This window comes from Phytomonospora sp. NPDC050363 (genome assembly GCF_040655735.1).
Taxonomy (GTDB): domain Bacteria; phylum Actinomycetota; class Actinomycetes; order Mycobacteriales; family Micromonosporaceae; genus Phytomonospora.
This window is the reverse complement of record NZ_JBFAKK010000024.1, coordinates 32,349-56,823: the sequence shown is the minus strand read 5'-3', so window position 1 is coordinate 56,823 and position 24,475 is coordinate 32,349. Positions and strand designations below refer to the sequence as shown.

Genomic DNA, 24,475 nt, shown 5'->3' with positions numbered 1-24,475 from the left:
AGCAGAACCGACAGCACATCCCACTCGGCATCCGACAACTCATACCGACGAATCACCACACCATCATCCACCACTTTGACGACACGCCCTAGGGCTCGCGACGGCCCGGGGAGCCGCTGACCGGCTGCCTTGTCGCGGCGCCCCGGGCCTGAACCGCGCCCGCGGTGGCGGCGACTCCGGCCGCCAGGGCAGTGCCGAGCGCGGCGAGGCCGACGAGGCCGGGCACGACCGGCGCGGTGTAGTCGCCGTCGGGCGACTCGCACACGAAACCGGGCGGCACGAAGTTCACGTGGTAGCCGTCGACGCGCAGTGCCCGGTCCGGTTCGTCGGCCGTCCGGCAGGGCCGCAGCGGGTAGGAGCCGGTCCCCCCGTCCTCGGCCTCCAGGACCGCGAAGGTGACGTGAAGCAGCCCCCACGCGTACAGCATGACGGCCGCGGCCCCGAGGAACGCGGCCTGCGCGCGCGGCGTCCGGCCGGGCCGGCGGTCTCGCCGCAGCCCGCGAACGCCCCACCGGACGAGCAGGAAGGCGGCGACCGGCCCGCACAGCACCAGGAGTACGAGCAGCAGCGTCACCTGGGCAGTCAACCACGGTGACGAGCACGGGCGCGGCGGCCGTCCGGACCATGATCCCGGGAGGGCGGACGGCCGTCAGCCGCCGGTGCGCCGAAGCCGCTCAGGAGAAGGTCGAGGCCGGTGGTGCGCTGGTCGCGGTCGTCGCGTTCACGCAGGTCGGAGATGGTCCGGAGTCGAAGCGAACGAAACGGTCCTGATCGCCGTGGCGCCTACTTGCCCAAGCGGCCGCGCAGAGCACCCCACTTCGGCAGCACGTTCACCCGCACCGGCTTGCCCTTGCCGTCCTTGAGCACCACCTCGCGGCGCAGGTCGCCGCTCGTGATGAGGACCCGCGCGTCCCACACACCCGGGCGCAGCCGCAGGACCGGAAGCGCCAAGGCGGCGCTCAGCCGCAGGCCGCTCCCATCGGCGGTGACCTCGGTGGGAACCGACCGCGTGGTCGAATCGCGAACGAGCCGGATCTCGGCGGACAGCCCCGCGTCCGAGGCGTCCGGGTAGTCCACGTCAAGGCGCAGGCCCGTCGTGGAACTGCGCAGCGAGGCCAGGCGCGGTTGCGGGAACGAGGTGTGAGTGCGCTCACCGACGTCGATGCCGAGGTTGCCGTACCTGCTGAAGTAGGTGGTGGCCACGACCTCGGTGCCGGGGTGATGGGCGACGGCGTGCGACGCCGGGTCGGTGCCGATCGCCTCGTCGCGGCGAGATCCCAGGCGGGCCTCGCGGGTGACGCCCTCGGCGGTGGCCTCGACGGAGATGTCCCACATGCCGGCGGGCAGCGGCGCCCCGCCGTCGGCGGTGGCCAGGTCGATGTGCGCTTCGAAGGTCGCCGGCTCACCGGTCGCGGTCGCGGCGGCGGTGGCCGGGACGGCGACCGCCGCCTTGGTCGTCCGTTCGCGCAGGAGGAGTCGCACCGACGCCTCGCGGTCGGCGAGGTGCGCGATGGACGCCGCGCCCCGCACGTGAAGGCCGTCGTGGCCCCAGGTGAGTCCGTCCAGGGAGTGCTGGACGCGGAGGCGGTCGGTGACCTCGTAGACGCTGTCCGGAATGGCCAGTTCCGGGTCACGGAAGTAGCTGAACGGGATGTAGACCCGCCCGTCCTCGACGACCGCGGAGGGCTCGGCCTGGAAGGTGACGGGCAGCGCCTTCATGAAGGCGTCGAACTCGTTTCGCGCGACCAGGCTTGAGCGCAGCCGCCAGACCGGTTCGAGTCCGGCGAGGACGCCGTCGGTGAGGCACCTGTCGAGCATGGCGTGCGCCTGGTCGAAGGTCTGGCGCTGCTCCTCGGGGGAGAGGTTGGCCAGCCACCAGCCCTTGAAGGCGCTCATGATCGCGATGCGGACGTGCCGGCGGATGAGGTAGTCGCGTTCGGGGCCGGGCGGCAGGTGCTCGAAGACGGCGTCGATCAGGTCGTCGGCGATGGTGAGCAGGGCGGGGTAGTCCGGCCGCTGCGAGGTCGCGTTCGAGCCGTCCGGGCGGGTGCGCAGGTAGTAGCAGTCGTAGTCGGCGATGATCGAGATCGCGCGGGCCTTGAGGAAGCAGCGGCTGGTGAAGGGGCCGTCCTCGCGCCTCGGCACTCCCTCAGGAAAGCGGATGGCGTGGTCCTCGATGAGGCTGCGGCGAAACAGCTTCCACGGGCCGAGGCTGTTGAAGACCTTGGAGTCGTACAGGTCGACCTTGTCGACCGTGCGGGCGAACATCGACTTCGGCGCCCGGTCCACCTGCCCCTCGGGCGTGACGATCTTGCCGACCACGACGTCGGACGGGACGCGCTCGGCCGTGGCGACCATGCGCTCCAGCGCCTCGTCGCCGAGGTAGTCGTCGGGGTCGAGGAAGAACACGAAGGTGCCCGTCGCCTTGTCGAGTCCGCGGTTGCGCGGGGCGCCCGGACCGCCGGAGTTGGCCGCGAGCCGGTCGACGGTCAGCTGCGGGAAGTCCTCCGCGAGCCGCTGGAGCTCCTCCCAGCCACCGTCGGTCGAGCGGTCGTCGACGGCGATGATCTCGATGTTCTCCATCCCGATCGTCTGGCGTCGCAGTGACTCGAAGCACTCGCCCAGCCAGGGGCGGACGTTGTAGACCGGGATGATCACGGAAACCGCCGGGACAGGCATAAGGGCAGGCACCTGCGGATCCTAACCCGCCCTCGGAGCACGCCACCAACCCGAGCGGACCGGCCGTGACGGTTTCGCTGCGACGCGTGTGGGAACTCGGTGGGCCGGGGTCAGCCGCGCGAGCGTGGCTGACGGGGTTCTCCCCGTCAGCCCCCCACGTGGATTCCCGGGCGCCGCGCCGGGTCGGGCTCGGCCGCGCGGACGATCTCCCGGACGACCGGCGCGGTGTCGCCGCGCCCGAGGATCAGGTAGCGGAGCATGTGCATCAGCGGGTTGCCCTCGGCCCACTCGAAGTGGCAGTGCGGCCGGACGCCGGTGGTGTCGCGCAGCGCGAGGAGGATCGCCGCGATCGCGTTGGGCGCGGCCGGGCTGTCGGTGCGCAGGACGCGGTACCCGTCGACGTCGACGCCTTTGACCGACAGCGTGTTGCTGAACTCCGAGGGGTCCACGACGTCGATCTCCAGGAACAGCACGTCGGCGGTGTTCGGCACCGGGTTCATGTCGCGCTGGGTGCCCTCCTTCTCGGCGTACTCGGCCGCGTCGCCGGCCTGGCGGCGGTTGGCGATGATGCTGAGCTTGCCGTCGAAGGCGATCGAGTCGGTGATGAAGCGGCGGGCCGTCTCGTCGAACTCGATCCGCTCGGCGCGCAGCTCGGTGGTGCGCGAGACCCGCGAGATCAGCGAGACCACGATGATCCCGGCGATGAACATCGCCGAGATGGTGATCCCGTCGGGCTTCTCGATGACGTTCTCGACCAGCGCGTACAGCAGGATCAGGGTGAGGACGGTGAACCCGGCGCCGGCGGCCTTCTGGCGGCGCCGCACGGCGGAGATGGTGACGGCCACGGCTCCCGAGACCATCATCGCGAGGATGCCGGTGGCGTAGGCGCCGGCTTGGGCGTTGACGTCGGCCTTGAACGCGACGGTGATGACGACGCTGATGATCGTGTAGACGATGACGACCGGCCGCACGGCCCGGCCCCACTCGGGCGCCATGCCGTAGGCGGGCAGGTAGCGGGGCACGATGTTGACCAGGCCGGCCATCGCCGAGGCGCCGGCGAACCACAGGATCACGATGCTGGCGACGTCGTAGGCGGTGCCGAAGCCCTCACCGAGCAGCTCGTGCGCCAGGTAGGCCAGCGCGCGGCCGGCCGCGGCGCCGCCCGGTTCGAACTCCTCGGCCGGGATCAGCACGGTGGTCAGGAAGCTCGTCGTGAGCAGGTAGACCGACATGATCAGCGCGGCGACGGTGAGCAGCTTGCGGGTGTTGCGGATGCGCGACTCCAGCCGTTCGGCGGGCGACGCGCCTTGCGCGGCGACCAGCGGCATCATGCTCACGCCGGTCTCGAAACCGGACAGGCCCAGCACGAGCAGCGGGAACGCCAGCACGGCCGGCCCGAGCACGCCGCCGAGACCGCCCCCGCCCGAGGTCAGCGCGTCGGTCCAGGCGGTCAGGTCGGCGGGATTGTCGATCAGGCGCACGATCCCGGCGGCGACGACGGCCGCGTTGAGGAGCAGGAACACCGCCACGATCGGGATGGCGACCCCGACGGCCTCGCTGAAGCCCAGCAGGAACACTCCGCCGAGGATCAGCAGCAGCACGACGGTGATCAGCACCTCGTGGCCGTGCAGGAATGCCGGAAGGTAGGGGTTCTCCACCATGTGCACGGTCGCGTCGGCCGAGGACAGCGTGATCGTGATGATCCACGAGGTGGCCACGAAACCGAGCAGCACCAGTACGAACAGCTTCCCCCGCCAGAACGGCAGCAGGTTCTCCAGCATCGCCACCGAGCCCTGGCCCTTCGGGCTCTCCCGTGCCACCCGCCGGTACATCGGCAGCATGCCCAGCAGGGTGAGCAGGACGATCAGCAGCGTAGCCAGCGGGGACAGTGCGCCGGCGGCCAGCGCGGCGATGCCGGGTAGGTAGGACAGTGTGGAGAAGTAGTCGACGCCGGTCAGGCACATGACCTTCCACCACGACTGCGGTCTGCCGTGGTCGTGGTCGGCCTCCGGGCCGGCGGGGTGGACCTGGTGCTTGAGCAGCCAGCCGCCGAGACGGCCCGCGGGCTTGCCGGTCTTACCCGGCCCGTCCAGGTACGCCGGCACCGCGTACTCGGCCTCAACGTCCACCCGATCTCCTTCGCGCGTGTCGACAGCGTCGCGCGGAGGTCCGGTGATCGCGCCGGCGGACGCGAACGCCCGCCGCCGAACGTGCCGGCGCCGAGAGCGGCACCGAAGAGCCGGGCGCGCTCTCCCCGCCGTGCGACGGCTGCCGGGCGCGGGCGAACGGCCCGCGCCCGAACGGATACAGCACTTCGACGCTACGCAGCGGCCGGCCGGGGTCGCGTTAAGAACGCGTCAAGATTGCGGCCCCGGCGGGAAGAACCCCAGCTCCGGCACGGCTTCGGCAGGCCGGCGGCGGCGCCGAAGGAGCCGTCGTGACCAGGACACGGCCTAGATCGTGCGCCGCAGCGCGGTCTCCACGGCGTCGATCAGCGGATCACCGTCGGTGCGCGGATGCCGCGCGAGACCGAGTTCGACGTCGGGGAGCGGCGGCAGGGCGTCGGCGTCGTGGCGGGCCATGGCGGGTTCGAGGTTCGAGGGCATGAGCGCGGCCACGCCGAGCCCGGCGCGCACCGCCGCGAGAACACCGACGAGGCTGTTGCTCTCGAAGGCCACGTGCCGGCGCCGCCCGATGCGCTCCAGCGCCTCCAGCAGCGAGGTCCGCCAGAAGCACGGCTCGGAGAACAGCACCACCGGCAGCGGGTCGGCGGCGACGTCCACGCCCGGACCGACCGCCCAGGCCAGCGGCCGCCGCGTCGTCCAGCGCGGCGGTCCGGGAATGTCGCGCACCTCGTCGAGCACGAGCTGGACGCGGCCGGCGTCGTATGCCTCCCGCGTCGCGGACTTCGGGAGGCTCAGCACCTCCAGCGTGGCACCGGGATGAAGGCGCGCGAGGTCGGCGAGGGCCTGCGGGAGCTGGGTCGCGGCGAGGTCCTCCAGCAGGGCTACTCCACAGTGGCCGGTCAGCGCGCGGCCGGTCTCGTTGAGCGCCTCGGCGCACAGCGACAGGATGCGCTCGGCGTAGGGCAGCAGCTCCTCGCCCGCCCGGGTCGGCGCGACACCGGACGGCGACCGGTGCAGCAGCGGGCGGCCGACGGCTCTCTCCAGCTTCCGCATCTGCTGGCTGAGCGCGGGCTGGGTCTGGCCGAGCGTGCTCGCGGCGCCGCTGATGCTGCCCGCTCGCACCGCGGTCACGAACGACCGCAGCAGTGCGGTCTCCAGTTCCTTAGGCATAAGAACCCATTATGCCAGTGGCAACCAATTAAGCACTACCTATAGGCCGTCGACTGTCCTAGCGTCGTAGGGGTGACCGGATACCGACAGGTGCTCGCCGTTCCGGGGATGTCGTCGCTGCTGGGCGTCTCGTTCCTCGCCCGCACCGCGATCACGGCCGACGTGATGGCGCTGACCATGTACGTCGTGCTGGGTCTCGACATGAGCTACGCGGCGGCCGGCGGTCTCGCGGCGGCCCTCACCGCCGGACTTGCGCTCGGCGGCCCGCTGCTCGGCCGTGCGATCGACCGGCGCGGCCTGCGGACCGTGGTGCTGGCCACCGCCGTCGCACAGATCGTCTTCTGGCTGAGCGTGCCGGTCCTTCCCTACCCCCTCCTGCTGCCCGCGGCTTTCGCGGCGGGCCTGCTCATGGTGCCGGCCCAGCCCGTCACACGGCAGGCGATCGCCGCGATGACCACCGCCGCGCAGCGCAAGGCCGCGTTCGCGCTGGAGTCGGTACAGGGCGAACTGTCCTACATGGTGGGTCCGGCGGTGGTGATCCTGTGCGCGGCGACGCTGTCGCCCGTCGTCGTGGTCTGGGCCGTCGGCGCCCTGATCGTGGCGGGCGGAGCGGGAATCGCCCTGCTCGACCCGCCGCTGCGCGGGGAGGACGAGCCGGAGACGGTCACTGCCGAACGGCCCCCGCGCCGGGAATGGCTGAACGCCCGCATGGTCGCGGTCCTCGCGGCGGCGCTGGGCGTCACCATGCTCCTCGGCGGCGTCGACCTCGCCATCGTCGCCATGCTCGAAGAAGCCGGACAGGTGTCCTGGGCCGCACTGGTCGTGGCCGTGTTCGGCGTCGCCTCCGTCGCCGGCGGACTCGTCTACGGTGCCCTGCCCCGGTCCTTTCCCACCTGGCCGCTGCTGGGCCTGCTCGGACTCGCGACGATTCCCGCCGGACTCGCCCGCGACTGGCCCTGGCTGTGCCTGGCCGTCGTCGGCATCGGGCTCCTCACCGCCCCGACACTGTCCACAGTGGCCGCGGGCGTGAGCCGGCTGGCACCGGCGAGCGTGCGAGGCGAGGCGACGGGACTGCAGTCCTCGGCACAGAGCGCGGGCTTCGCGCTCGGCGCCCCGATCGTCGGCGTGGCCGTCGACGTCTCCGCGCCCGCGGGCGGTTTCGCGGCGGCGGGCCTGGCCGGTATCGCCGCCGCGCTCGCCGGATGGCTGCTGTCCCGGCGCTCGCCCGCCCGCACCCCGACCGCGCGAGAACTCGTCTCGCACCCGTGACGCCCGCGCCGAAACGTCTCATGCCGTGATATTCGGTCGACGCGTCCCCGCCCGCTGATCAACATGGGAGCCATGGTGGACCTGACGCTGTACGCGGCCTTCCTGGTCGCCGCCTTCGCCCTGTGCCTCACGCCCGGGCCGGACATGTTGTTCGTCGTGGCGATGGGCGCCCGCGGCGGACCGGTCGCCGGTGTCATGGCCGCGACGGGCGTGGCCTTCGGTGCCCTGGTGCACGCCGTCGCCGCGGTGCTCGGTCTCTCCGCGCTCTTCACCACGCTCCCGGTGCTGTACCACGCGATCCGCTGGGCCGGCGCGGCCTACCTTCTCTACCTCGCGGTCAAAGCCTTCCGCGACCGCTCCGGTCTCGGATCCGAGGACGAGCGGGCGGCGTCCGAACGCGCTTCCGGACCGGGGCTGCTGCGCGCCTTCTGGCAGGGAACCGTCACCAACCTGCTCAACCCGAAGGTGATCTTGTTCAATGTCGTCTTCCTGCCGCAGTTCGTCAGCCCGGGCCTCGGACACGTCGGCCGCCAGCTCCTGATCCTCGGGGCCACCCTCGTACTCGCCGGCCTCGCCGTCGACGCCTCGATCGGCCTGCTCGCCGGCCGGCTCTCCTCCCTGTTGCGACGCAGCCGCCGGGTGGCTCGCGGCCTCGGCATCTTCAGCGGCTCGGTCTTCGCGGCCCTGGCCGTACGCCTCGTCGCCGCACCGAAGTAGAGGCTCGAGAGCCGCCGTTCGCGGCGCTCGGGAGGTCTCCTACGATTCGCTCGCGTCCAATGTCGATTCGGGTGGTTGCCAACCGTGCCCGAGGTGGGTAGAACGGTCCCGGCGGTTCGTGCTCGCCGCCTCGATTTTCAAGAATGGGGTCATCAGTGATGGTCGACGAGGGGTTGCAGTTCGGCTCGGCCGACGATGTCGTCGAGTTCATCGAGAACCTCGACATCGCCGCGCCTCTCCGGCCTGCCGAGGCTGCCGCGATGCTTGCCGGGTCGCCCAAGTCCGGTCCCACGACCGTGGTCAAGACGCTTCGCGTCTCGCCCGAACTCGACGCGGGGATCCGCCAGGCCGCGTCCGCTGCGGGCATGTCGGTGTCGCGGTGGATGCGCCGGGCGCTCGAACAGGCGGCGGCCGACCACAAGGCCGCCGCACGCCCCGGCGGAGACGTGCTCGAAGCGCTGGAGGTCCTCTCCCTGCCGCCGGCGGCATCCGCCGTACTTCCCGGGATCATCTGACCGGCGGCGTCGACGGCTGGGCCGCGAGCACTCTCCGGTCACGCTCGAAGAGCCCGCTTCTCCTCGCCCCGGAGAGTCGCCCATGCCCGCCGTACCCCCGGCGCCATTTCGCGGCGTGTCGGACCCGTTGCCGAGGGAGTGGCTGGGGCGGTGACGGACTCAGGCCGGCAGACCCTCGGTCCGCAGTCGGTGAGTGCGCGCCGCGTCGATGCTGATCCGCTTCAGCGAGCCTGGCGCGTACCCTCCGCCGACCATCACCGCGACGAGTAGCAGCGGCAGCAGGATCGTGCGCACGAGCATCGCCCACGGGCCCTTCGCCCCGATCCGGCCGCCGTCTCGCGTCCGCACCAGCCGGGTGCCGGTCAGTACGGCTCCGAGTGCCCGCCCACCGGTGTAGAACAGGCCGTAGACCAAGGGCACCGCGAACAAGAGTCCGCCGGTGACCGCCAGGATCACGCCGCCGCTGAGGTCGCGGCCGGCGAGGACCCCGGCCGCGACCACGAACGCCACGGCGAATCCCAGCACGAACACCACGAAGTCGATCAGCCAGGCGAAGAACATCGCCCAGGGTCCCGCGGGCACATAGGGGGTGCCGTTGCCGAAGGTCTCGAACTTCCGTGCAGCCATGGAAGGAGAGGCTAGCGGGCCGCCGCCGAAGGCGCCATGAGCGGCCCTTGTCCCGCTCGCGCCCGGGATGCCGCGACGGGTTGACGGGCCGTCCGTCCCGGATAGTCTGTTTCGACCACTGTGGACTGTCGCGCGGACGGGTTCTCGACGCGATGTGCCGCCGACCGACGCGAGGTTTCCGATGAGTGCGCCGCACCCGCCGATCGCTTTCGACACGACCGGATTCGAGCGGGAGGGCGCATCACCCGTCTGGGTGGATCCGGCCACCGGCTACGGGGTCAACGTCGCCGTCAACGAAGGGCCTCCGTTCAACGCGGCGTGGATGGCCGATCTCGCGACCTTGCGAAGAGGCTTCGCCGAGATGTTCGCGGGGCGGGGGTGCATCATCGAAGCCGACCTCGTGCCCTTCGGCGGTGTCCGCGCCGTCTACCAGGTCATGAAGATGCCGCACCCTCGCAACCCGCGGGGGACGATCTTCGCCGCCGTCTTCACGCTCACCAAGGCCACGCGCTACGCGCAGATCACGGCCTTCGGGGCCGAAGGGAACCCCGGCGACTTCACCGGCATTCGCGAAACGGCCCTCTTCGCGAAGCTGGGCAGGCCCGACAACTGGATCCTGCCGCACCCCTACGCCCCGGACCTGAAGACCGCGCTGCCCTTCCATCGCGGAGACGACCCGGCCTTCGACGCGCAGTTCCCCGACCATCCGCTGTCGTGGGTGCGGGCACAAGGGCGCAGGATCCATCAGACGGCGACGGTCGCCCCGGAACTCGCGAACCTGCCCGAGCTCGCCGGCCCGGTGTGAGCCGGCTCCCGGACGGCGTCGGCGGGGCTCACCTCTCGGCCGTGCCCGAAGCCCGGCCGATCGACTCCCGATAGATCTCGGCGTAGGTGCGCGAGTCCTTGATGAGTTCGTCGCAGAACGCGGCCACGTCGGTGCCGATGAGTTCGCGGACTCCCTTGCCGTCGGCGGCTCCCTGTGCGAAGAAGTCGACGAGATCCGCGAGGAGGGTCCCCTCGGTCAGGTCGACCGGTCCGACCTTGAAGAGGTAGCGCTGTATCTCCTTGTAGACGATCCGGTAGTCCGGCGGGAGCGCCTTGACGCGCGCCAGGTGGGCCCGCCACTGCTTCTTGCCGTCGATGATGTCCTTGATGCCCACGTCAGCCTCCCAGCCGGTCCAGTTTCCTCGCGACGTTCCTGTTCAGCTGCTCGCGCCACCGGTCGCGGAAGGTCTTGGCGCCTTGCCCTCCGGCGAGCGCCGCGCAGAAGCCTCCGACGTCGTCGCCCAGCGCCTCGTGGACGCTCAGGCCGTCGGCGGCCGTCTCTTCGAGCAGTCCCAGGGCGTGGTCGAAGATGGGCATCAGGTTGCGGCCGGAGAAGTCCCCGTAGGCGAACAGGTGCGCCTTGATCTCCTCCCACGCCTTGCGGTGCTCCGGCGGCAGGTCCGCGGCCCGGACCTCGAACGCCTGCCAGTCCCTGGTGAGATCGCTGCCGGTGATGGTCTCCCAGAAGTTCATCGGCCGCCCTCCTTGAGCTTGTCGATGCGTGTGGTGACGTACTCCCATTTCGCCCAGAACGCCGTGAGCCTCTCGTGTCCCGCGTCGTTGAGCGCGTAGAACTTGCGCGGCGGGCCCTGACCGGACGGGCGTTTCGTCACCTGGACGAGCCCGTTCCTCTCCAGGCGCAGCAGGATCGTGTACACCGTGCCTTCGGCGACCTCGGTGAAGCCGAGTTCGTTCAGTCGGCGCGTGATGGCGTACCCGTAGGTCTCCTCAGCGCCGATGACCTCGAGTACGCAACCCTCGAGCGTGCCCTTCAGCATCTCCGTCAGGTCGTCCATCGTGTGTCCTCTTCATCGCCCTGGTACTCGGTGAGACCGAGTACCAGTACACGGTATCACCGAGTAGTGGGCGTGTCGAGTGGAAGCGCGTGCCGACCGCGAATCCGTGGGCCCCGGGTCGGTCGGGCTCGGTCCTACCGCAGGATGAGGCGTATCCCGGCGTCGAAGGCGTCCCGGGGGGTCAGGGATTCCCGTTGCGCGTGTTCGAGAACGCGGGCGACCGTCGGGAACCGTTCGGCGAAGCTCGCGGCCTCGGAAGGGTCCATGCGGGACGCTCCGGTGGAGTCCTGTTCCTCGATGGCGCGGCCGAAGGTGAAGTGGAGCGCGGTGAACACGCGCGCGGCGGCGTCGGGCAGGTCCAGTCCGGCCGCGACGGCCGCGGCCGTCGCGTGCTCCGCCAGGTGTCCGAGCGTCGGCGCGCTTTGCGGGCGCGCCCCCGTCACGACGCGGGCGCCGTCGGTGAGGCCATGGACCTCGACCGGCTCGGCGACAACTACGACGACGAGTTCCAGAATCTGCGCGTCGACCAGGCCGGCCGGGTCGTGCCCATCACCAAGGCGCGGTTCATGCAGCGCTTCACCGACATGAAGGCGCGGGGTATGAGCCTGGAGCCCGCAGCCGACGCCACCTTCCCCACCACCACGACCTTCGGCGACTTCGGTGTGATCGTCATGCGCCGCGTCAAAGAGGACCGGCCGGTCCTCTACGCGTTCGTCTGGCGCCTGCGCGACGGGCGGCCCACCACGATCCTGCGGGAGTTCACCTTCGAGCACGACCTGAGCCACCTGATCCAGATCATCCAGGCGGCGCGGGCCGGCTGAGGTCCGGGCGTTTCAGCGGGACGTGGACGCGACGCCCTCGTCCCGCTCACAAGCGGGCCGGTAACGAGTCGAGGACCCGGGAGTCCCTGCCCGAAACTCGTTGCGGCCTCTACGGCTTGCGGCGATGATCGCTTCCATGACCCTCACCTTCGCCGCCAAACCGACCCTCACCGGCACACTCGTCCAGTTGCGACCGGTGCTCCTCGCCGACGCGGCCGTCTTCGCCGCCGCCGACGACCCCGAGGTCGACCGCCTCACCGGCACCCACGCCGAGTTCACGGTCGGGCAGTTGGAGGCCTGGTACGGATCGCGCGCCGACCACGACGACCGCCTCGATCTGGCGATCGTGGAGCTTGCGAGCGGCGAGGTCGCCGGAGAGGTGGTCCTGTCGGGACTCGACGCCGACAACCGGTCCTGCGGCTTCCGGATCATGTTGTTCCGCTCGCGCCACTTCGGTCGCGGTTTCGGCGGTGAGGCGACCCGGCTGATCCTCGACCACGCCTTCGCCACCGTCGGCGTCAACCGCGTCGAACTGGAGGTGTACGCGCACAACCCGCGCGCCCGGCACGTCTACGAGAAAGCCGGTTTCGTCTACGAGGGCACCAAGCGTGAGGCCCTGCTGTGGAACGGTGAGAGCATCGACGCTCACCTGATGGCCATGTTGCGCTCCGACTGGGAGGCCCACCGCTAGGCGGTGGGCCCCGGCTTCGCGCCGCCTCGGCGATCCCCACTGCGGGGTCAGGCCGCCGGGCCGGTGGCCGCCTTGACGGCTTCGTCCACAGTGGGGGAGGCGGGCAGGGCGGTGTTGAGTCCGTTGGTGGTCAGCAGGTGGGCGATCTGTGGTTGCGGCGCGATGATGCGCAGCGTCCCGCCGCGTTGCCAGAGGCCCTTGGCGGCGCGGATGAGCAGGCCGATGCCGGTGGAGTCGCAGAAGCCGACGCCGGACATGTCGATCAGGGCGATGTCGCCGGGCGGGTCCTTGACCAGATCCAGGAACTGCGCCGACTGAGCGCCCTCGACGGCGATGTCGATCTCTCCGCGCAAGGTGATGACACGGCAGTCCGGTCGGTCGTGGAAGGCGATGTCGAGGCCGTCGGGTGTGTCAAAGGGACTTTCCTCAAGGTGCTTCATGCGCCCAAAGATAAGACCCGCCGGGCGTACGCCGTATCCGCGAGTTCGGCACGATCCCGCGCCGGTTTCCCGAGGCCCGTCGGACACCGCCCACGGCGTCTCCTACACCAGGGCGGCCCAGGTGATCGGCCCGATCAGGCCGTCGGCCACCAGCCCCTGTGCGCTCTGGAACCTCTTGGCGGCGGTGACGCTCACGCCGCCGAAATCGCCGTCGACGAGCAGTCCGGCGCCGTGGATGTTGAGGCCGGTCTGGGCTGCCTTGGCCTTGTCGCCGCTGGAGCCGCTGCCGACGTCCTGCACGAGTTCCGGCCAGCTCACGGGCCCGACGATCCCGTCGGCCGCGAGCCCTTTGGCGCTCTGGAACCTCTTGGCCGACGCGGTGGTCGCGGCGCCGAAGTCGCCGTCGGCCACCGTCGAGTACCCGCGAGAGGTCAGCAGGTACTGGACCACGGTGACCCGGGCGCCCGTGGAGCCCTGCTTGAGCGTGGGCCAGCCTCCGGCGGCCGGCGCGGTGGAGCCCAGCGTGATGCCGCGTCCCTGCAGGAAGGTGTAGGGGTTCGTGGTCACCTGGTTGAGATGGACCTCGAAGTGCAGGTGGTTTCCGGTGGAGTTCCCGGTGGTGCCCATGCCGGCGATCCGCTGGCCGGCGGTGACCGACTGGCCGACGCTCACGTTCACCGAGTGGAGGTGACCGTAGTAGGTGCGGTATCCGCCCGCGTGTTCGATCAGCACACCGTTGCCGGTGCGACCGGGGAGCAGGCCGGTGCGGGTGTCGCCGGGATAGGAGTTCGTGCGGACCCCCACGACGGTTCCGGAGCTGGCGGCCCAGATCGCCGTCCCCTGGGAGTTCGCGACGTCGGTGCCCAGGTGGGTCGGGTAGGACGGGGACTTGTAGCCCGCGGTGATGCGCCCGAGAGTGGGGTTGCTCCAGGTGGTCGCGGCGGATGCCGGGGCCGCCGTGCCCACTACGGCGGCGCCGGCGCCCAGTCCGAGGGTCGCGAGCAGGACGCGCCGGTTCAGGCCGCGCCGGCCTGCCGAAGTGGGAGCCGGGTCTGGACTGAGGAGTTCCTCTGACATGTCGATCGTGATTCCCATCCGGTGAGGGTGCGGTCTCCGGACCGTATGCGGCGACCGCGTCGCGCGCATCGTGCGTTCGCACCATGTGCCCCCCGATGAGCGCGCTCCTGCTCGCGACGACGAGGCCGGTCGCGAACCCCCTGGACGTGGTCATGCCCGTGTGGGTCGTTATGTAAATTTCTTCCCTCATGTCTTGTTATGTTCTCCAGCGAGGCGGGGCAGTGGGCTCACGCTTCACCGCGAATGTGCCGCCGAGGCCCGTGGGTTCTCACGAAGGGTCGACCATGCATCTGACGCCCAGGGAACTGGACAAGTTGACGATTCTGACGATGGCCCAGGTCGCCAGGGCCCGCAAGGACCGGGGCCTGAAACTCAACCATCCGGAGGCCGTCGCGGTCATCTCGGCGGCCGCGCTGGAGAGCGCCCGCGACGGCAAGACCGTGGAAGAAGTGATGACCGAGGCTCGTGCGGCGCTGTCGAAGGACGACGTGATGGACGGCGTCGCGAACATGGTGCCGTTCATCCAGGTGGAAGCGGTCTTCACCGACGGCAGCCGCCTGGTCACCGTCCACAGCCCGATCCAGTAGCACGGCTCGACCAGCCCGTCGCCTGGTGCCGGCGGGCTCATCTACGGGGGACCTGATGGCGAAACCTACCGCGAGCAAGAAGACCGCGGCGAAACCGGCGAAGAAGCCCGCGGCGAGATCCGCGGCGAAGCGACCCGAGACACAGCACAAGAGGGTTCACCCGATCGGCGGATACGTGCTCGCCGAGGGGGACCTGGAGCTGAACGCGGGACGTCCCGTGACCACGATCGCGGTCTACAACACCGGCGACCGGCCGATCCAGATCGGTTCGCACTTCCACTTCTACGAGGTCAACCGGCTGCTGGAGTTCGACCGCGGTGCGGCCTTCGGGAAGCGGCTGGACATTCCCGCGACCACGGCGGTGCGCTTCGAGCCCGGCGACAAGAAGACGGTCGACCTCGTGCCCTTCGGCGGCAAGCAGCGCGTGTACGGCTTCAACGGACTCGTCGACGGCTGGACCGGCGACGGTCCGAAGCCCGGATACAACCCCGACCGGACGCTCGCCGCCCAGCGTGCCGAGGCCCGGGGCTTCAAGAACCGGCCGGCCGGCGCCAAAGCGGACAAGGAGCGCTCCCGATGAGTCGCATCTCGCGGCAGCAGTACGCCGACCTCTTCGGCCCCACCACCGGTGACAAGGTCCGCCTCGGTGACACCGACTTGTACGTCGAGATCGAGAAGGACCTTCGGGTCCTGGGCGACGAGGCCGTCTACGGCGGCGGCAAGACCCTGCGCGACGGCATGGGCTCGGACAACCAGCTCACCAGCCTCGGCGGCGCGCTCGATCTGGTGATCACCAACGTCGTCATCGTCGACGCCGTGCAAGGTGTGATCAAGGCCGACGTCGGTGTCAAGGACGGACGCATCGTCGGCGTCGGAAAGGCGGGAAACCCCGCGACGATGGAGGGGGTCACGCCGGGCCTGACGGTGGGCGCGGCGACCGACGCCATCTCCGGCGAGCACCTGATCCTGACCGCCGGCGGCTTCGACTCCCACGTGCACCTCATCGCGCCGCAGCAGGTGCAGACGGCGTTGAGCAACGGCATCACGTCGCTGTGGGGAGGCGGTGTCGGCCCGACCGACGGTACGAACGGGACCACCATCACCTCGGGCGTGTGGAATCTCGAACGCATGCTGCGCTCCATCGAGGACCTGCCGATCAACATCGGGTTCATGGGCAAGGGCAACTGCTCCGGGCGGGCGCCCCTGGAGGAGCAGATCCTCGTCGGCGCCGCCAGCCTGAAGATCCACGAGGACTGGGGCACCACGCCGTCGGCGATCCGTGCCGCGCTGGCCGTCGCCGACGACTTCGACGTGCAGGTGAGCATCCACACCGACACCCTCAACGAGGCCGGGTTCGTCGAGGACACCATCGCCGCGTTCGAGGGCCGGACCATCCACACGTTCCACACCGAGGGCGCCGGTGGCGGACACGCGCCGGACATCATGAAGGTCGCCGGCGAGCTGAACGTGCTGCCCAGCTCGACCAACCCGACCCTGCCGTACGGGATCAACTCCCAGGCCGAGCTCTTCGACATGATCATGGTGTGCCACAACCTGAACCCGAAGATCCCGTCGGACGTGTCCTTCGCCGAGAGCCGGGTGCGGGCCGAGACGATCGCCGCCGAGAGCGTCCTGCACGATCTCGGCGCCATCTCGATGATCTCCAGCGACTCGCAGGCGATGGGCCGGATCGGTGAGAACTGGGTGCGCGCGATGCAGACGGCGAACGCGATGAAGGCCTCGCGCGGCCCGTTGGAGGAGGACGCGGCCGGCAACGACAACTTCCGGGTGCTCCGCTACGTGGCCAAGGTGACCATCAACCCGGCGATCACCCAGGGCGTCGCCCACGAGGTCGGCTCGGTCGAGGTCGGCAAGCTGGCCGACCTCGTGCTGTGGGAACCGGCCTTCTTCGGCGCCAAACCGAAGATGGTCATCAAGGGCGGCATGATCAACTGGTCGCTCATGGGTGACGCCAACGCGTCGCTGCCGACGCCGCAGCCGGTGATCTACCGCCCGATGTTCGGGGCGTACGGCGACGCGATGCGCGACACGTGCCTGACCTTCGTGTCCCGGGCGGGATTCGACTCCGGTCTGAAGGAGCGCCTCGAACTGCGCCGCCAGGTCGTTCCCGTGCTGGGCACCCGCACGCTGACCAAACGGGACATGGTCCGCAACGGCTTCGCTCCGCGCATCGACGTCGACCCGGAGACCTTCGCGGTCAAGGTCGACGGTGTGCACGCCACCGTCCCGCCGTCGACCGCGGTGTCGCTCGGCCAGATGTACTTCTTCAGCTGACCACTAGGGAATCGGGGGAACGCAGGGTGACGAGTTCGGTGACCACAGGTGTGATCGAGCAGGTGCTCGGCAACAGTGGCGATCCCGGCTGGCGGGAGAGACTCGCCGGCGCCACCGTCGACGATCTGGTCCTCGACCAGTGGGAGGCGCAGAAGAACCGGCTGCGCAAGGCCACCACGGGTGGCGAGGAGGTCGCGATCTCGCTCGAACGCGCCACACACCTGCACGACGGTGACGTGCTGCGCTTCGACGCCGAACGCGGCACGGCGGTGGTCGTCACGATCAACCTCGGCGAGGTGATGGTGATCGACCTGGAACCGCTGTTCGCGGAGTCGCCCGAGACGCTGGCCCGCACGGCCGTCGAACTCGGGCACGCGATCGGCAACCAGCACTGGCCCGCGGTCATCAAGGGCACCAAGGTGTACGTGCCCCTGACGGTCGACCGCAAGGTCACCAACGCCGTGATGCGCACCCACGGCCTGCCGGGCGTGGAGTTCGAGTTCGTCGCAGGGTCCGAGGTGACGCCGTTCCTGGCGCCGCACGAGGCACGCCGACTGTTCGGCGGCGCCGGAGCGACACCGCACTCTCATGCGCCCGCCGTACCCGACTGACGCCGTGGCCGACGCCGGGGACACCGTCGGCGGACTGCTGCGCGCGCTGCAGTTCGGCGACTCGGTGTTCCCGGTCGGCGGCTTCTCGTTCTCCAACGGTATCGAGACCGCGATCGAGGAGAAGGTCGTGCACGACCCCGCGTCGCTGCGCGAGTGGGTCCGGTCCGGGACCCGGCTGGCCTCCCGCTGCGACGCGATCGCGCTGCTGCACGCCCACCGGGCGACGCGGCGAGGCGACCTCGACGCCGTACGGGACGCCGACGAGGCGGTCTACCTCCGCAAACTCAACGAGGAGACGCGGACGATGACGGTGCGCATGGGCCGCAAGCTCGCCGAGGCCGCCGCCCGGATCGTGCCGAGCCCCGCGACCGGGGCCTGGCTCGACGCGGTGACCTCGGACCGCACACCCGGCAGCTACCCGGTCGGTCTCGGCGTGCTGTTCGCCGAACTGGGCCGGCCCGAGGGTGAGGCGTTCGCGGTGCACCAGTACGGGACCGCCGCGACGATGATCAGCGCCGCGGTGCGCCTCATGCGGCTCCACTACCTCGACGCGCAGGCGATCCTCTTCGCGGTCAACGCCGAAGCCCAGAGCGATTACGCCACCGCGGCCGGCCGCGACCTGGCCGACATGAGCGGCTTCGCGCCGCAGCTCGACGTGCTCGCCGCCGTCCATGTGCGAGCACACGTCCGCATGTTCATGAACTGACAGTCGATCAATGGGGGACAAGTACGTGAAGAAGATCAGCAGGATCGGCATCGGCGGCCCGGTCGGGTCCGGCAAGACGGCGATCATCGAGTCCATCGTGCCCCGGCTCGTCGCCGAGGGCCTCAAGATCCTCGTCGTCACCAACGACGTCGTCACCACCGAGGACGCCAAGCAGGTGCAGCGCACCCTCAAAGGCGTCCTCGTCGAGGAGCGGATCCTCGGCGTCGAGACGGGCGCCTGCCCGCACACCGCGGTACGCGAGGACCCGAGCATGAACCTCGCCGCGGTCGAGGACATGGAGTCCCGGTTCCCCGACAGCGACATCGTGCTGATCGAGAGCGGCGGCGACAACCTCACCCTGACCTTCAGCCCGGCCCTGGTCGACTTCTTCATCTACGTCATCGACGTGGCCGCCGGCGACAAGATCCCGCGCAAGAACGGCCCCGGCATCTCCAAGTCCGACATCCTCGTGATCAACAAGACCGACCTCGCCCCGCACGTCGGAGCCAGCCTCGCGGTCATGGAGCACGACGCCACCCTGATGCGCGGCGACAAGCCCTTCATCTTCACCAACTGCAAGACCGGAGAGGGCATCGACGAACTGATCGGCGTGATCCGTCGCGACGCGCTCTTCGATCTCGAAGTGCCGGCTTGAGCGCCGTCACCGTAGCCGCCGCGGACCGGCACCCCACCACGCGGCCGGCGGGCCGCGTCCTCCATCGCGCGGACGCCGTGGTGGACGAGGGGCGGTCCGTGGCGGCGGCCCGGAGCGCCCCCATGCCGCCTCTCGGCGGCCTGCCCGAACTCGCCGCCTACCAGGACGAGCCCGCGCAGATGCCCAGCGGCGCCCCGGGCAAGAACGGCTACCTGCGGCTGGGCTTCGCCCGCAGGGGAGAGCGCACCGAACTCGCCGACCTGGACCGGCGGACGCCGCTGCTGGCCCAGCAGGCGCTGCACTTCGACGAGGGCATGCCGGAGCTGGCGTGCGTGTTCATGGTCTCCACCTCCGGCGGGATCCTGCAGGGCGACCGCTACGAGGTCGACGTCACGGTCGGCGCCGACGCACGGGCGCACATCACGTCGCAGTCGGCCACGAAGCTCCAGGAGATGGACGCGAACTTCGCCACCATGTCCCAGACCGTCACCGTCGCCGACGGCGGGTACCTGGAGTTCCTGCCGGAACCGATCATCCCGTACCGGCACAGCCGCTATGCCGCCCGCACACGGCTGGAGGTCGCGGAGTCGGCCACCGCCCTCTACGCCGACGTCCTGCTGCCCGGCCGCAAGCACTACGGCGACGGCGAGATCTTCGCCTACGACGTCTACAGCTCCCACGTCGTCGGAGCGCGGCCGGACGGCGGCGAGCTGTTCACCGAGAAGATCGTCATCGAACCGAACCTGTGGTCGCCCGGCCGGTCCGGCGTCATGGGCGGCTTCCACGTCCTGGGCACCGTGATCCTGATGACCCCCGCCGACGTGACCGAGCGGATGCTGCCGCTGATCCCGGTCGGCTACCTCGGCGGCTCCGGCGACGACCGGGTGGCCACGGGGGTGAGCCGGCTTCCCCGCGACGCCGGGCTGATCTACAAGATCCTCGGCATGGAGTCCGAACCCGTCCGCGCCGCCGTCCGCGACTTCTGGACGCTGACGCGCCGGGAGGTCATGAACGAACCGGTGCCCGACAGGTTCCGGTGGCGATGATGGGAAAGGCGGGCACCCGATGAAATTCGCCGACACGGCGGCCGAACGCAACCCGCTACTGAGATTCACCGACCTCACCCTCCGCGGGGCCGGCCAGGTCATGTTCATGAACAACCCGGTGACCGGCCTGCTGATCCTCGCGGCGGTCGTCTGGGGCGCCGTCGCCGAGGACCTTCCGCAGGTGGCGATCGGCGCGGTCGTCGGCCTGCTCGTCGGAACGCTCACCGCGATGGCGCTCAAGGTCGACCGCGACACCCTGCGCCAGGGCATGTACGGATTCAGCCCGCTGCTCACCGGCGCCGCCGTGCCCACCTTCCTCGACAACGACGCCTGGATGTGGGGCTACCTCGTCATCGGCGCCGCGACCACCACCGTCGTCACCCTCGCCGTCTCCAACGTCTTCACCACCTGGGGCGTGCCCGCGCTGACGTTCCCGTTCGTGCTCACCTCCTGGTTCCTGATGCTCGGGGCCTACCAGTTCCACAAGATCGGCATCAGCTCACTGTCCACACCGGCTCTCCCGCAACCGGCCGGCGCCACTTCTTTCGACATGTCCTTCCCCGAGCTCGCCACCAGCATGCTCAAGGGCGTCTCGCAGGTGTTCCTCATCGGCGACTGGGTCTCCGGGCTGATCATCCTCGTCGCGCTGGCGATCAACTCGCGCTGGGCCGCCATCCTCGCCGCCGCGGCGGCCGTCGTCGCGACCCTTCTGGCCATCGCGCTCGGCGCCCACTCCACCGCGATCGAGTCCGGCCTCTTCGGGTTCTCCGCCGTGCTGACCGCGATCGCGCTCGGCTGCGTGTTCAACGTCCCGAACTGGCGGGCGATGCTCTACGCCCTGCTCGGCACCGTCGTGACCGTGGTCATCCAGGCCGCGCTCGACACAGCGCTGGCGCCGATCGGGGTCCCGACCTTCACCGCCCCGTTCGTTTTCGCGACCTGGCTGTTCCTGCTGCCGAAGGCCGATCTCGTGCCGACGCCGCACCACAAGCCGATCGCGGACGGCGTCGTCTCCGGGCGTGAGGCCACGTCCTGACCGCCGCCGCAGCCCGCCCCCACCGTCGAAAGGACGCAACAGATGCTCGCCGCAGAAGCCGTGCAGCCCGGTGACACCGCCTGGGTGTTGACGTGCGCCGCACTCGTGCTGTTCATGACCCCCGGCCTCGCGCTGTTCTACGCGGGCATGGTGCGCACCCGCACCACTCTGGTCATGCTGCAGCAGAACATCATTCCGCTGGGCGTCGTCAGCGTGCTGTGGATCCTGCTCGGCTACAGCCTGGCCTTCAGCGCCGACCTCGGCGGCATCGTCGGCGACCTCGAACTGTTCGGCCTGCAGGGCATCGGCGACACCACACCCGCGCCGGCCTTCCACACCGTCGAGGAGGCCGTCACGATCCCGACGCTGGCCTTCGTCGCCTACCAGATGATGTTCGCCGTCATCACCCCGGCGCTGATCACCGGCGCGACCGCCGACCGCCTGAAGTTCGCCGGCTGGGTCGTCTTCGTCGCGGCCTGGTCGCTGGTCGTCTACGCGCCGGTCGCGCACTGGCTGTGGGGACCCGACGGGTGGCTGTCGAACATGGGCGCCCAGGACTGGGCCGGCGGCATGGTCGTGCACGCCTCGGCGGGGGCGGCGGTCATCGCGGTGCTCCTCGTCATCGGGCGGCGCCGGAACTGGCCGCGCACCGGCAGCCTGCCGCACTCGCTGCCGATCACCATCGCCGGCGCCGGCATCCTGTGGTTCGGCTGGTTCGGCTTCAACGCCGGCGACGGCCTCCAGGCCGACGGCATCGCCGCCCAGGCGCTGCTCAACACGCACATCGCCGCCGCCGGCGCGATGTGCGTGTGGCTGATCGCCGAGAAGATCACCGACGGCCACAGCACCGTGGTCGGGGCGGTGTCGGGCGCCGTCGCCGGTCTGGCGACCATCACGCCGTGCGCCGGTTACGTCAACACCTTCGCGGCGCTGCTGATCGGCGCGATCGCCGGCCTGGTCTGCAACCTCGCCCTGCGGCTGAAGTTCGCCTTCAAGCTCGACGACGCCCTCGACGTCCTCGCGGTCCACTTCGTCGGTGGCGTCGTGGGCTCGGTGCTGCTCGGACTGTTCGCCAGCAAGGCGGTCAACTCCTTCAGCGCCGACGGGTTGTTCTACGGCGGCGGTGCGGGTCTGCTCGGTGACCAGGCCCTCGCCGTCCTCATCGTCGCCGCGTTCTCCTTCTGCCTGACCTGGCTGATCGCCATCGCGATCCAGAAGACCATCGGACTGCGGGCCGCCGCCGAGAACGAGGACCACCTCGACCAGGCGCAGCAAGGGCTGGACGCCTACCACCTGGGCGGGGCGAGCGACCTGCCCGGCACCGGCGGCACGGAGGCCGGCGACACCGAACCCGTGGGAACCGCCGCCGTGCCGGCCGCCGCGCACGGTGGACGGACGAAACTGGTCACCGCGCTGCTCGACCCGAGTCTGGTGCGCGCCGACGAGTTGCAGAGGCTTCTCCTCGCGGGAGGAGCGACCTCGATCGTGGTGTCCGACGCGCACGTGCGGACGTCCGCTCCCCAGCCGCAGACACTCCGCGGCAACCGCCAGAGCCAGGAGTTCCCCGGCCAGCTGCGTGTCGAGGTCCTGGTCGACGAGGCGAGGGCGCAGGCGGTCGCGGCGGCTCTCAGCCGCTACTCCAGCGCGGCGGCCAACGGCTACATCCAAACCGTCGACCCCACCGCGTCCCCAGACGATGCCACCAGTGCCCGGTAGAGCAGGACGGAGCGGCGCCGGTCCCCTTCGGGGGACCGGCGCCGGCCATGGAGCCGGCGGCGGGAACGGTGCTCGATCGTGACCACCGAGCAGATCCTCATCGGTGTGGGGCTCACCCTGGTCCTGGCGGTCGGCTCACAGATCGTCGCGGACCGGCTGCAGATGCCGGCGCTCATCGTGCTGCTGCCGGTCGGTTTCACCGCCGGAATCCTGACCGACGACATCAAACCGAACCTCCTGCTGGGCGACGCCTTCGAGCCGCTGGTGTCGCTGGCGGTGGCGATCATCCTGTACGACGCCGGACTCGGTCTCGACCTGCGTGGTCTGCGGGGTCACGTCCGCGGTACGGTCCTGCGGCTCATCGGCTTCGGCATCCCGATCACCATGGCGTTCGCGGCCGCCGGCTCCGCGCTGCTGCTGGGCATGTCGAGGCAGGCCGCCCTGATCCTCGGCGCCATCCTGGTCGTGTCCGGTCCGACGGTGGTCGGGCCGCTACTGAAGTTCATCCGTCCCAGCGAACGCCTTCAGCGCCTGCTCATCTGGGAGGGTTCGCTCATCGACCCGATCGGCGCGATCCTCGGCACCGTCGTGTTCACCTTCGTCGTCGCCCACAGTCACGGACACGCCGCCACCCGGCTGTCGGGCGAGTTCCTCGGGAGCATCGCCGTCGGCGTCCTGGGTGGAGTGGTGGGCGTCGCCCTGCTGTGGCTGTTGCTGGTTCGGCTGCGTCTTGAGGAAACCCTCGGCACTCTCGCCCAGCTGGCCACCGTGGTCGGTGTCGCGGCGGCCTGCGATGTGATCCGCGACGACACCGGCCTGACCGCCGCCATCGTGATGGGCCTGGTCCTGGCCAACGTCCGCGTCTTCGAGATCGCCGCCCGCCGGCCTTTCCTCGAAACGACCGTGCGGTTGATCCTCGGTCTGCTGTTCATCTCGATCTCCTCGACCATCACCCCCTCATCCCTGGCCGACCTCGCGCTGCCCACCCTCGGCCTGGTGGCGATCCTGGTCCTGGTCACCCGGCCACTCGTCGCCTGGCTGTCCTCGCTGGGCACCGACCTGTCGCGAAACGAGCGCCTGTTCACCGGGTGGATGGCTCCCCGCGGCATCGTCGCCGCCGCCACCGCCTCCAAGTTCGCCCCGGCCCTCGCCGGGGCGGGATTCGCCGGCGTGGGCAAGATCCTGCCCGTCACGTTCATGGTCATCGTGTCGACCGTGACCCTCTACGGGCTGACCGGGGGAGCGGTGGCGAGGCGCCTGCGGGTGACCCGCCCGGCGCGCACCCGGCCGCTGCTCATCGGCGGAGACCCCTGGGTCCTCGCCCTGGCCCAGGCGTTCCGGTCGGCTGGGCTCGACGTGCTGATGTGGGCCGGACTCGACCGGCAGCGCAGCGCCATCGAACGCGACGGTCTCGAACTCGCGCCCGGCGAACTCGTCGCGGCGGCCACCGGGCGCGGCGCCGAACTCGAAGGCATCACCGCGGTGCTGCTGCTGACCGCTGAGCACGACTTCAACGCCCTCGCCGCCACGTTGCTGACGGAGGGGGTCGACGGTCCGGTCTACCACCTGGCCGCTCCCACCTCCGATCACGGTGTCGTCGCCCCCTACCTCGGCGGCGAGATCCTTTTCGGCCCGGGCCTGTCGGGTGCCGCCATCACCCGCCGTATCGCCGACGGCGGCCGCATCGTCACCGAGGCCGCCGCCTCCGCGCCCGCCGACGCCGAGATCCTCTTCGTGATCCGGTCCGACGGCCGGCTCGTGCCCGTCACCCGGCAGCACCGGCCGGAGGCCGAACCCGGGGACACCGTTGTGCTGCTGGAGACCGAACCACCGAGACCGGACGGGTAGAA

Annotated in this window: 27 protein-coding genes; 16 read left to right on the top strand and 11 right to left on the bottom strand. The window is 70.3% G+C overall.

What is annotated here, in order from left to right; all coding sequences use genetic code 11:
• Window positions 1–88: 88 nt before the first annotated feature.
• The 4 genes from AB0I28_RS37725 to AB0I28_RS37710 form a co-directional block, all read right to left on the bottom strand.
• The gene (locus AB0I28_RS37725; protein WP_357500919.1) at window positions 89–574 is read right to left on the bottom strand and encodes a hypothetical protein; all 486 of its coding nucleotides are present in this window, start codon (window positions 572–574) and stop codon (window positions 89–91) included.
• A gap of 209 nt (window positions 575–783) precedes the next feature.
• On the bottom strand, window positions 784–2,691 hold the full coding sequence (locus AB0I28_RS37720) for a glycosyltransferase family 2 protein (RefSeq protein WP_357500918.1): 1,908 nt from the start codon (window positions 2,689–2,691) through the stop codon (window positions 784–786).
• Window positions 2,692–2,825: 134 nt separating this feature from the next.
• The gene (locus tag AB0I28_RS37715) at window positions 2,826–4,784 is read right to left on the bottom strand and encodes an amino acid transporter (protein ID WP_357500922.1); all 1,959 of its coding nucleotides are present in this window, start codon (window positions 4,782–4,784) and stop codon (window positions 2,826–2,828) included.
• A gap of 348 nt (window positions 4,785–5,132) precedes the next feature.
• The gene (locus AB0I28_RS37710) at window positions 5,133–5,975 is read right to left on the bottom strand and encodes a LysR family transcriptional regulator (RefSeq protein WP_357500917.1); all 843 of its coding nucleotides are present in this window, start codon (window positions 5,973–5,975) and stop codon (window positions 5,133–5,135) included.
• Between the two features lie 72 nt (window positions 5,976–6,047).
• Here AB0I28_RS37710 and AB0I28_RS37705 point away from each other — a divergent pair, with 72 nt between their 5' ends.
• The 3 genes from AB0I28_RS37705 to AB0I28_RS37695 all read left to right on the top strand — a co-directional run bounded on the left by AB0I28_RS37705 (window position 6,048) and on the right by AB0I28_RS37695 (window position 8,476).
• Window positions 6,048–7,244, top strand: a complete 1,197-nt coding sequence (locus AB0I28_RS37705; RefSeq protein WP_357500916.1) for an MFS transporter — start codon at window positions 6,048–6,050, stop codon at window positions 7,242–7,244.
• A gap of 72 nt (window positions 7,245–7,316) precedes the next feature.
• The gene (locus AB0I28_RS37700) at window positions 7,317–7,961 is read left to right on the top strand and encodes a LysE family translocator (protein WP_357500915.1); all 645 of its coding nucleotides are present in this window, start codon (window positions 7,317–7,319) and stop codon (window positions 7,959–7,961) included.
• A 143-nt stretch (window positions 7,962–8,104) separates the two neighbouring features.
• Window positions 8,105–8,476, top strand: a complete 372-nt coding sequence (locus tag AB0I28_RS37695) for a hypothetical protein (RefSeq protein ID WP_357500914.1) — start codon at window positions 8,105–8,107, stop codon at window positions 8,474–8,476.
• Between the two features lie 159 nt (window positions 8,477–8,635).
• Here AB0I28_RS37695 and AB0I28_RS37690 read toward each other — a convergent pair whose 3' ends face one another.
• A complete protein-coding gene (locus AB0I28_RS37690) occupies window positions 8,636–9,103 on the bottom strand; it encodes an RDD family protein (RefSeq protein WP_357500913.1) in 468 nt (155 codons plus the stop codon).
• 181 nt (window positions 9,104–9,284) lie between these two features.
• Between AB0I28_RS37690 and AB0I28_RS37685 the strand changes: the two genes are divergently transcribed.
• Window positions 9,285–9,908, top strand: a complete 624-nt coding sequence (locus AB0I28_RS37685; protein ID WP_357500912.1) for a hypothetical protein — start codon at window positions 9,285–9,287, stop codon at window positions 9,906–9,908.
• A gap of 28 nt (window positions 9,909–9,936) precedes the next feature.
• On the opposite strand, the gene AB0I28_RS37680 is transcribed toward AB0I28_RS37685, so the two are convergent.
• The 4 genes from AB0I28_RS37680 to AB0I28_RS37665 form a co-directional block, all read right to left on the bottom strand.
• A complete protein-coding gene (locus tag AB0I28_RS37680) occupies window positions 9,937–10,263 on the bottom strand; it encodes a DUF1048 domain-containing protein (RefSeq protein WP_357500911.1) in 327 nt (108 codons plus the stop codon).
• Window position 10,264: 1 nt separating this feature from the next.
• A complete protein-coding gene (locus AB0I28_RS37675; protein WP_357500910.1) occupies window positions 10,265–10,621 on the bottom strand; it encodes a DUF1048 domain-containing protein in 357 nt (118 codons plus the stop codon).
• The gene (locus tag AB0I28_RS37670) at window positions 10,618–10,944 is read right to left on the bottom strand and encodes a PadR family transcriptional regulator (RefSeq protein ID WP_357500909.1); all 327 of its coding nucleotides are present in this window, start codon (window positions 10,942–10,944) and stop codon (window positions 10,618–10,620) included. The genes AB0I28_RS37675 and AB0I28_RS37670 overlap by 4 nt, the downstream gene beginning before the upstream one ends.
• Before the next feature lie 134 nt (window positions 10,945–11,078).
• Window positions 11,079–11,456, bottom strand: coding sequence for a TetR/AcrR family transcriptional regulator C-terminal domain-containing protein (locus AB0I28_RS37665; protein ID WP_357500921.1), 378 nt, complete (start codon window positions 11,454–11,456; stop codon window positions 11,079–11,081).
• Here AB0I28_RS37665 and AB0I28_RS37660 point away from each other — a divergent pair.
• Window positions 11,412–11,765, top strand: a complete 354-nt coding sequence (locus tag AB0I28_RS37660) for a hypothetical protein (protein ID WP_357500923.1) — start codon at window positions 11,412–11,414, stop codon at window positions 11,763–11,765. The genes AB0I28_RS37665 and AB0I28_RS37660 overlap by 45 nt on opposite strands.
• Window positions 11,766–11,901: 136 nt before the next feature.
• Entirely contained in the window at window positions 11,902–12,456 is a 555-nt protein-coding gene (locus AB0I28_RS37655; protein ID WP_357500908.1) for a GNAT family protein, read from the top strand.
• A 47-nt stretch (window positions 12,457–12,503) separates the two neighbouring features.
• Here AB0I28_RS37655 and AB0I28_RS37650 read toward each other — a convergent pair whose 3' ends face one another.
• Window positions 12,504–12,896: an STAS domain-containing protein gene (locus AB0I28_RS37650; protein WP_357500907.1), complete on the bottom strand. Its 393-nt coding sequence runs from the start codon at window positions 12,894–12,896 to the stop codon at window positions 12,504–12,506.
• Between the two features lie 102 nt (window positions 12,897–12,998).
• Window positions 12,999–13,991 carry a peptidoglycan DD-metalloendopeptidase family protein gene (locus AB0I28_RS37645; RefSeq protein ID WP_357500906.1) on the bottom strand — a complete coding sequence of 331 codons (993 nt, stop codon included), beginning with the start codon at window positions 13,989–13,991 and terminating at the stop codon, window positions 12,999–13,001.
• A 266-nt stretch (window positions 13,992–14,257) separates the two neighbouring features.
• On the opposite strand from AB0I28_RS37645, the gene AB0I28_RS37640 reads away from it, so the two are divergent.
• The 10 genes from AB0I28_RS37640 (at window position 14,258) to AB0I28_RS37595 (ending at window position 24,473) form a co-directional block, all read left to right on the top strand.
• A complete protein-coding gene (locus AB0I28_RS37640) occupies window positions 14,258–14,560 on the top strand; it encodes an urease subunit gamma (RefSeq protein ID WP_357500905.1) in 303 nt (100 codons plus the stop codon).
• 163 nt (window positions 14,561–14,723) lie between these two features.
• On the top strand, window positions 14,724–15,140 hold the full coding sequence (gene ureB, locus AB0I28_RS37635) for an urease subunit beta (RefSeq protein WP_357500920.1): 417 nt from the start codon (window positions 14,724–14,726) through the stop codon (window positions 15,138–15,140).
• On the top strand, window positions 15,137–16,855 hold the full coding sequence (locus tag AB0I28_RS37630) for an urease subunit alpha (protein WP_357500904.1): 1,719 nt from the start codon (window positions 15,137–15,139) through the stop codon (window positions 16,853–16,855). The genes ureB and AB0I28_RS37630 overlap by 4 nt, the downstream gene beginning before the upstream one ends.
• 38 nt (window positions 16,856–16,893) lie before the next feature.
• Entirely contained in the window at window positions 16,894–17,466 is a 573-nt protein-coding gene (gene ureE, locus AB0I28_RS37625; RefSeq protein ID WP_357500903.1) for an urease accessory protein UreE, read from the top strand.
• A 4-nt stretch (window positions 17,467–17,470) separates the two neighbouring features.
• The gene (locus AB0I28_RS37620; RefSeq protein ID WP_357500902.1) at window positions 17,471–18,172 is read left to right on the top strand and encodes an urease accessory protein UreF; all 702 of its coding nucleotides are present in this window, start codon (window positions 17,471–17,473) and stop codon (window positions 18,170–18,172) included.
• A 10-nt stretch (window positions 18,173–18,182) separates the two neighbouring features.
• On the top strand, window positions 18,183–18,827 hold the full coding sequence (gene ureG, locus AB0I28_RS37615) for an urease accessory protein UreG (RefSeq protein ID WP_357500901.1): 645 nt from the start codon (window positions 18,183–18,185) through the stop codon (window positions 18,825–18,827).
• Between the two features lie 122 nt (window positions 18,828–18,949).
• Window positions 18,950–19,873: an urease accessory protein UreD gene (locus AB0I28_RS37610; RefSeq protein WP_357500900.1), complete on the top strand. Its 924-nt coding sequence runs from the start codon at window positions 18,950–18,952 to the stop codon at window positions 19,871–19,873.
• Window positions 19,874–19,892: 19 nt separating this feature from the next.
• Window positions 19,893–20,909, top strand: coding sequence for an urea transporter (yut, locus tag AB0I28_RS37605; RefSeq protein WP_357500899.1), 1,017 nt, complete (start codon window positions 19,893–19,895; stop codon window positions 20,907–20,909).
• Between the two features lie 42 nt (window positions 20,910–20,951).
• Complete coding sequence (locus AB0I28_RS37600) at window positions 20,952–22,625, top strand: ammonium transporter (protein WP_357500898.1); 1,674 nt, start codon at window positions 20,952–20,954, stop codon at window positions 22,623–22,625.
• 78 nt (window positions 22,626–22,703) lie between these two features.
• Window positions 22,704–24,473: a cation:proton antiporter gene (locus AB0I28_RS37595; RefSeq protein ID WP_357500897.1), complete on the top strand. Its 1,770-nt coding sequence runs from the start codon at window positions 22,704–22,706 to the stop codon at window positions 24,471–24,473.
• Window positions 24,474–24,475: the final 2 nt, after the last annotated feature.

Coding starts and splice junctions, on each gene's coding strand:
- AB0I28_RS37710 (WP_357500917.1), bottom strand. CDS start 5,975: ATGCCTAAGGAACTGGAGACCGCACTGCTGCGGTCGTTCGTGACCGCG.
- AB0I28_RS37700 (WP_357500915.1), top strand. CDS start 7,317: ATGGTGGACCTGACGCTGTACGCGGCCTTCCTGGTCGCCGCCTTCGCC.
- AB0I28_RS37695 (WP_357500914.1), top strand. CDS start 8,105: ATGGGGTCATCAGTGATGGTCGACGAGGGGTTGCAGTTCGGCTCGGCC.
- AB0I28_RS37690 (WP_357500913.1), bottom strand. CDS start 9,103: ATGGCTGCACGGAAGTTCGAGACCTTCGGCAACGGCACCCCCTATGTG.
- AB0I28_RS37685 (WP_357500912.1), top strand. CDS start 9,285: ATGAGTGCGCCGCACCCGCCGATCGCTTTCGACACGACCGGATTCGAG.
- AB0I28_RS37675 (WP_357500910.1), bottom strand. CDS start 10,621: ATGAACTTCTGGGAGACCATCACCGGCAGCGATCTCACCAGGGACTGG.
- AB0I28_RS37670 (WP_357500909.1), bottom strand. CDS start 10,944: ATGGACGACCTGACGGAGATGCTGAAGGGCACGCTCGAGGGTTGCGTA.
- AB0I28_RS37660 (WP_357500923.1), top strand. CDS start 11,412: ATGGACCTCGACCGGCTCGGCGACAACTACGACGACGAGTTCCAGAAT.
- AB0I28_RS37655 (WP_357500908.1), top strand. CDS start 11,902: ATGACCCTCACCTTCGCCGCCAAACCGACCCTCACCGGCACACTCGTC.
- AB0I28_RS37650 (WP_357500907.1), bottom strand. CDS start 12,896: ATGAAGCACCTTGAGGAAAGTCCCTTTGACACACCCGACGGCCTCGAC.
- AB0I28_RS37645 (WP_357500906.1), bottom strand. CDS start 13,991: ATGGGAATCACGATCGACATGTCAGAGGAACTCCTCAGTCCAGACCCG.
- AB0I28_RS37640 (WP_357500905.1), top strand. CDS start 14,258: ATGCATCTGACGCCCAGGGAACTGGACAAGTTGACGATTCTGACGATG.
- AB0I28_RS37630 (WP_357500904.1), top strand. CDS start 15,137: ATGAGTCGCATCTCGCGGCAGCAGTACGCCGACCTCTTCGGCCCCACC.
- ureG (WP_357500901.1), top strand. CDS start 18,183: ATGGGGGACAAGTACGTGAAGAAGATCAGCAGGATCGGCATCGGCGGC.
- AB0I28_RS37610 (WP_357500900.1), top strand. CDS start 18,950: ATGCCGCCTCTCGGCGGCCTGCCCGAACTCGCCGCCTACCAGGACGAG.
- yut (WP_357500899.1), top strand. CDS start 19,893: ATGAAATTCGCCGACACGGCGGCCGAACGCAACCCGCTACTGAGATTC.
- AB0I28_RS37600 (WP_357500898.1), top strand. CDS start 20,952: ATGCTCGCCGCAGAAGCCGTGCAGCCCGGTGACACCGCCTGGGTGTTG.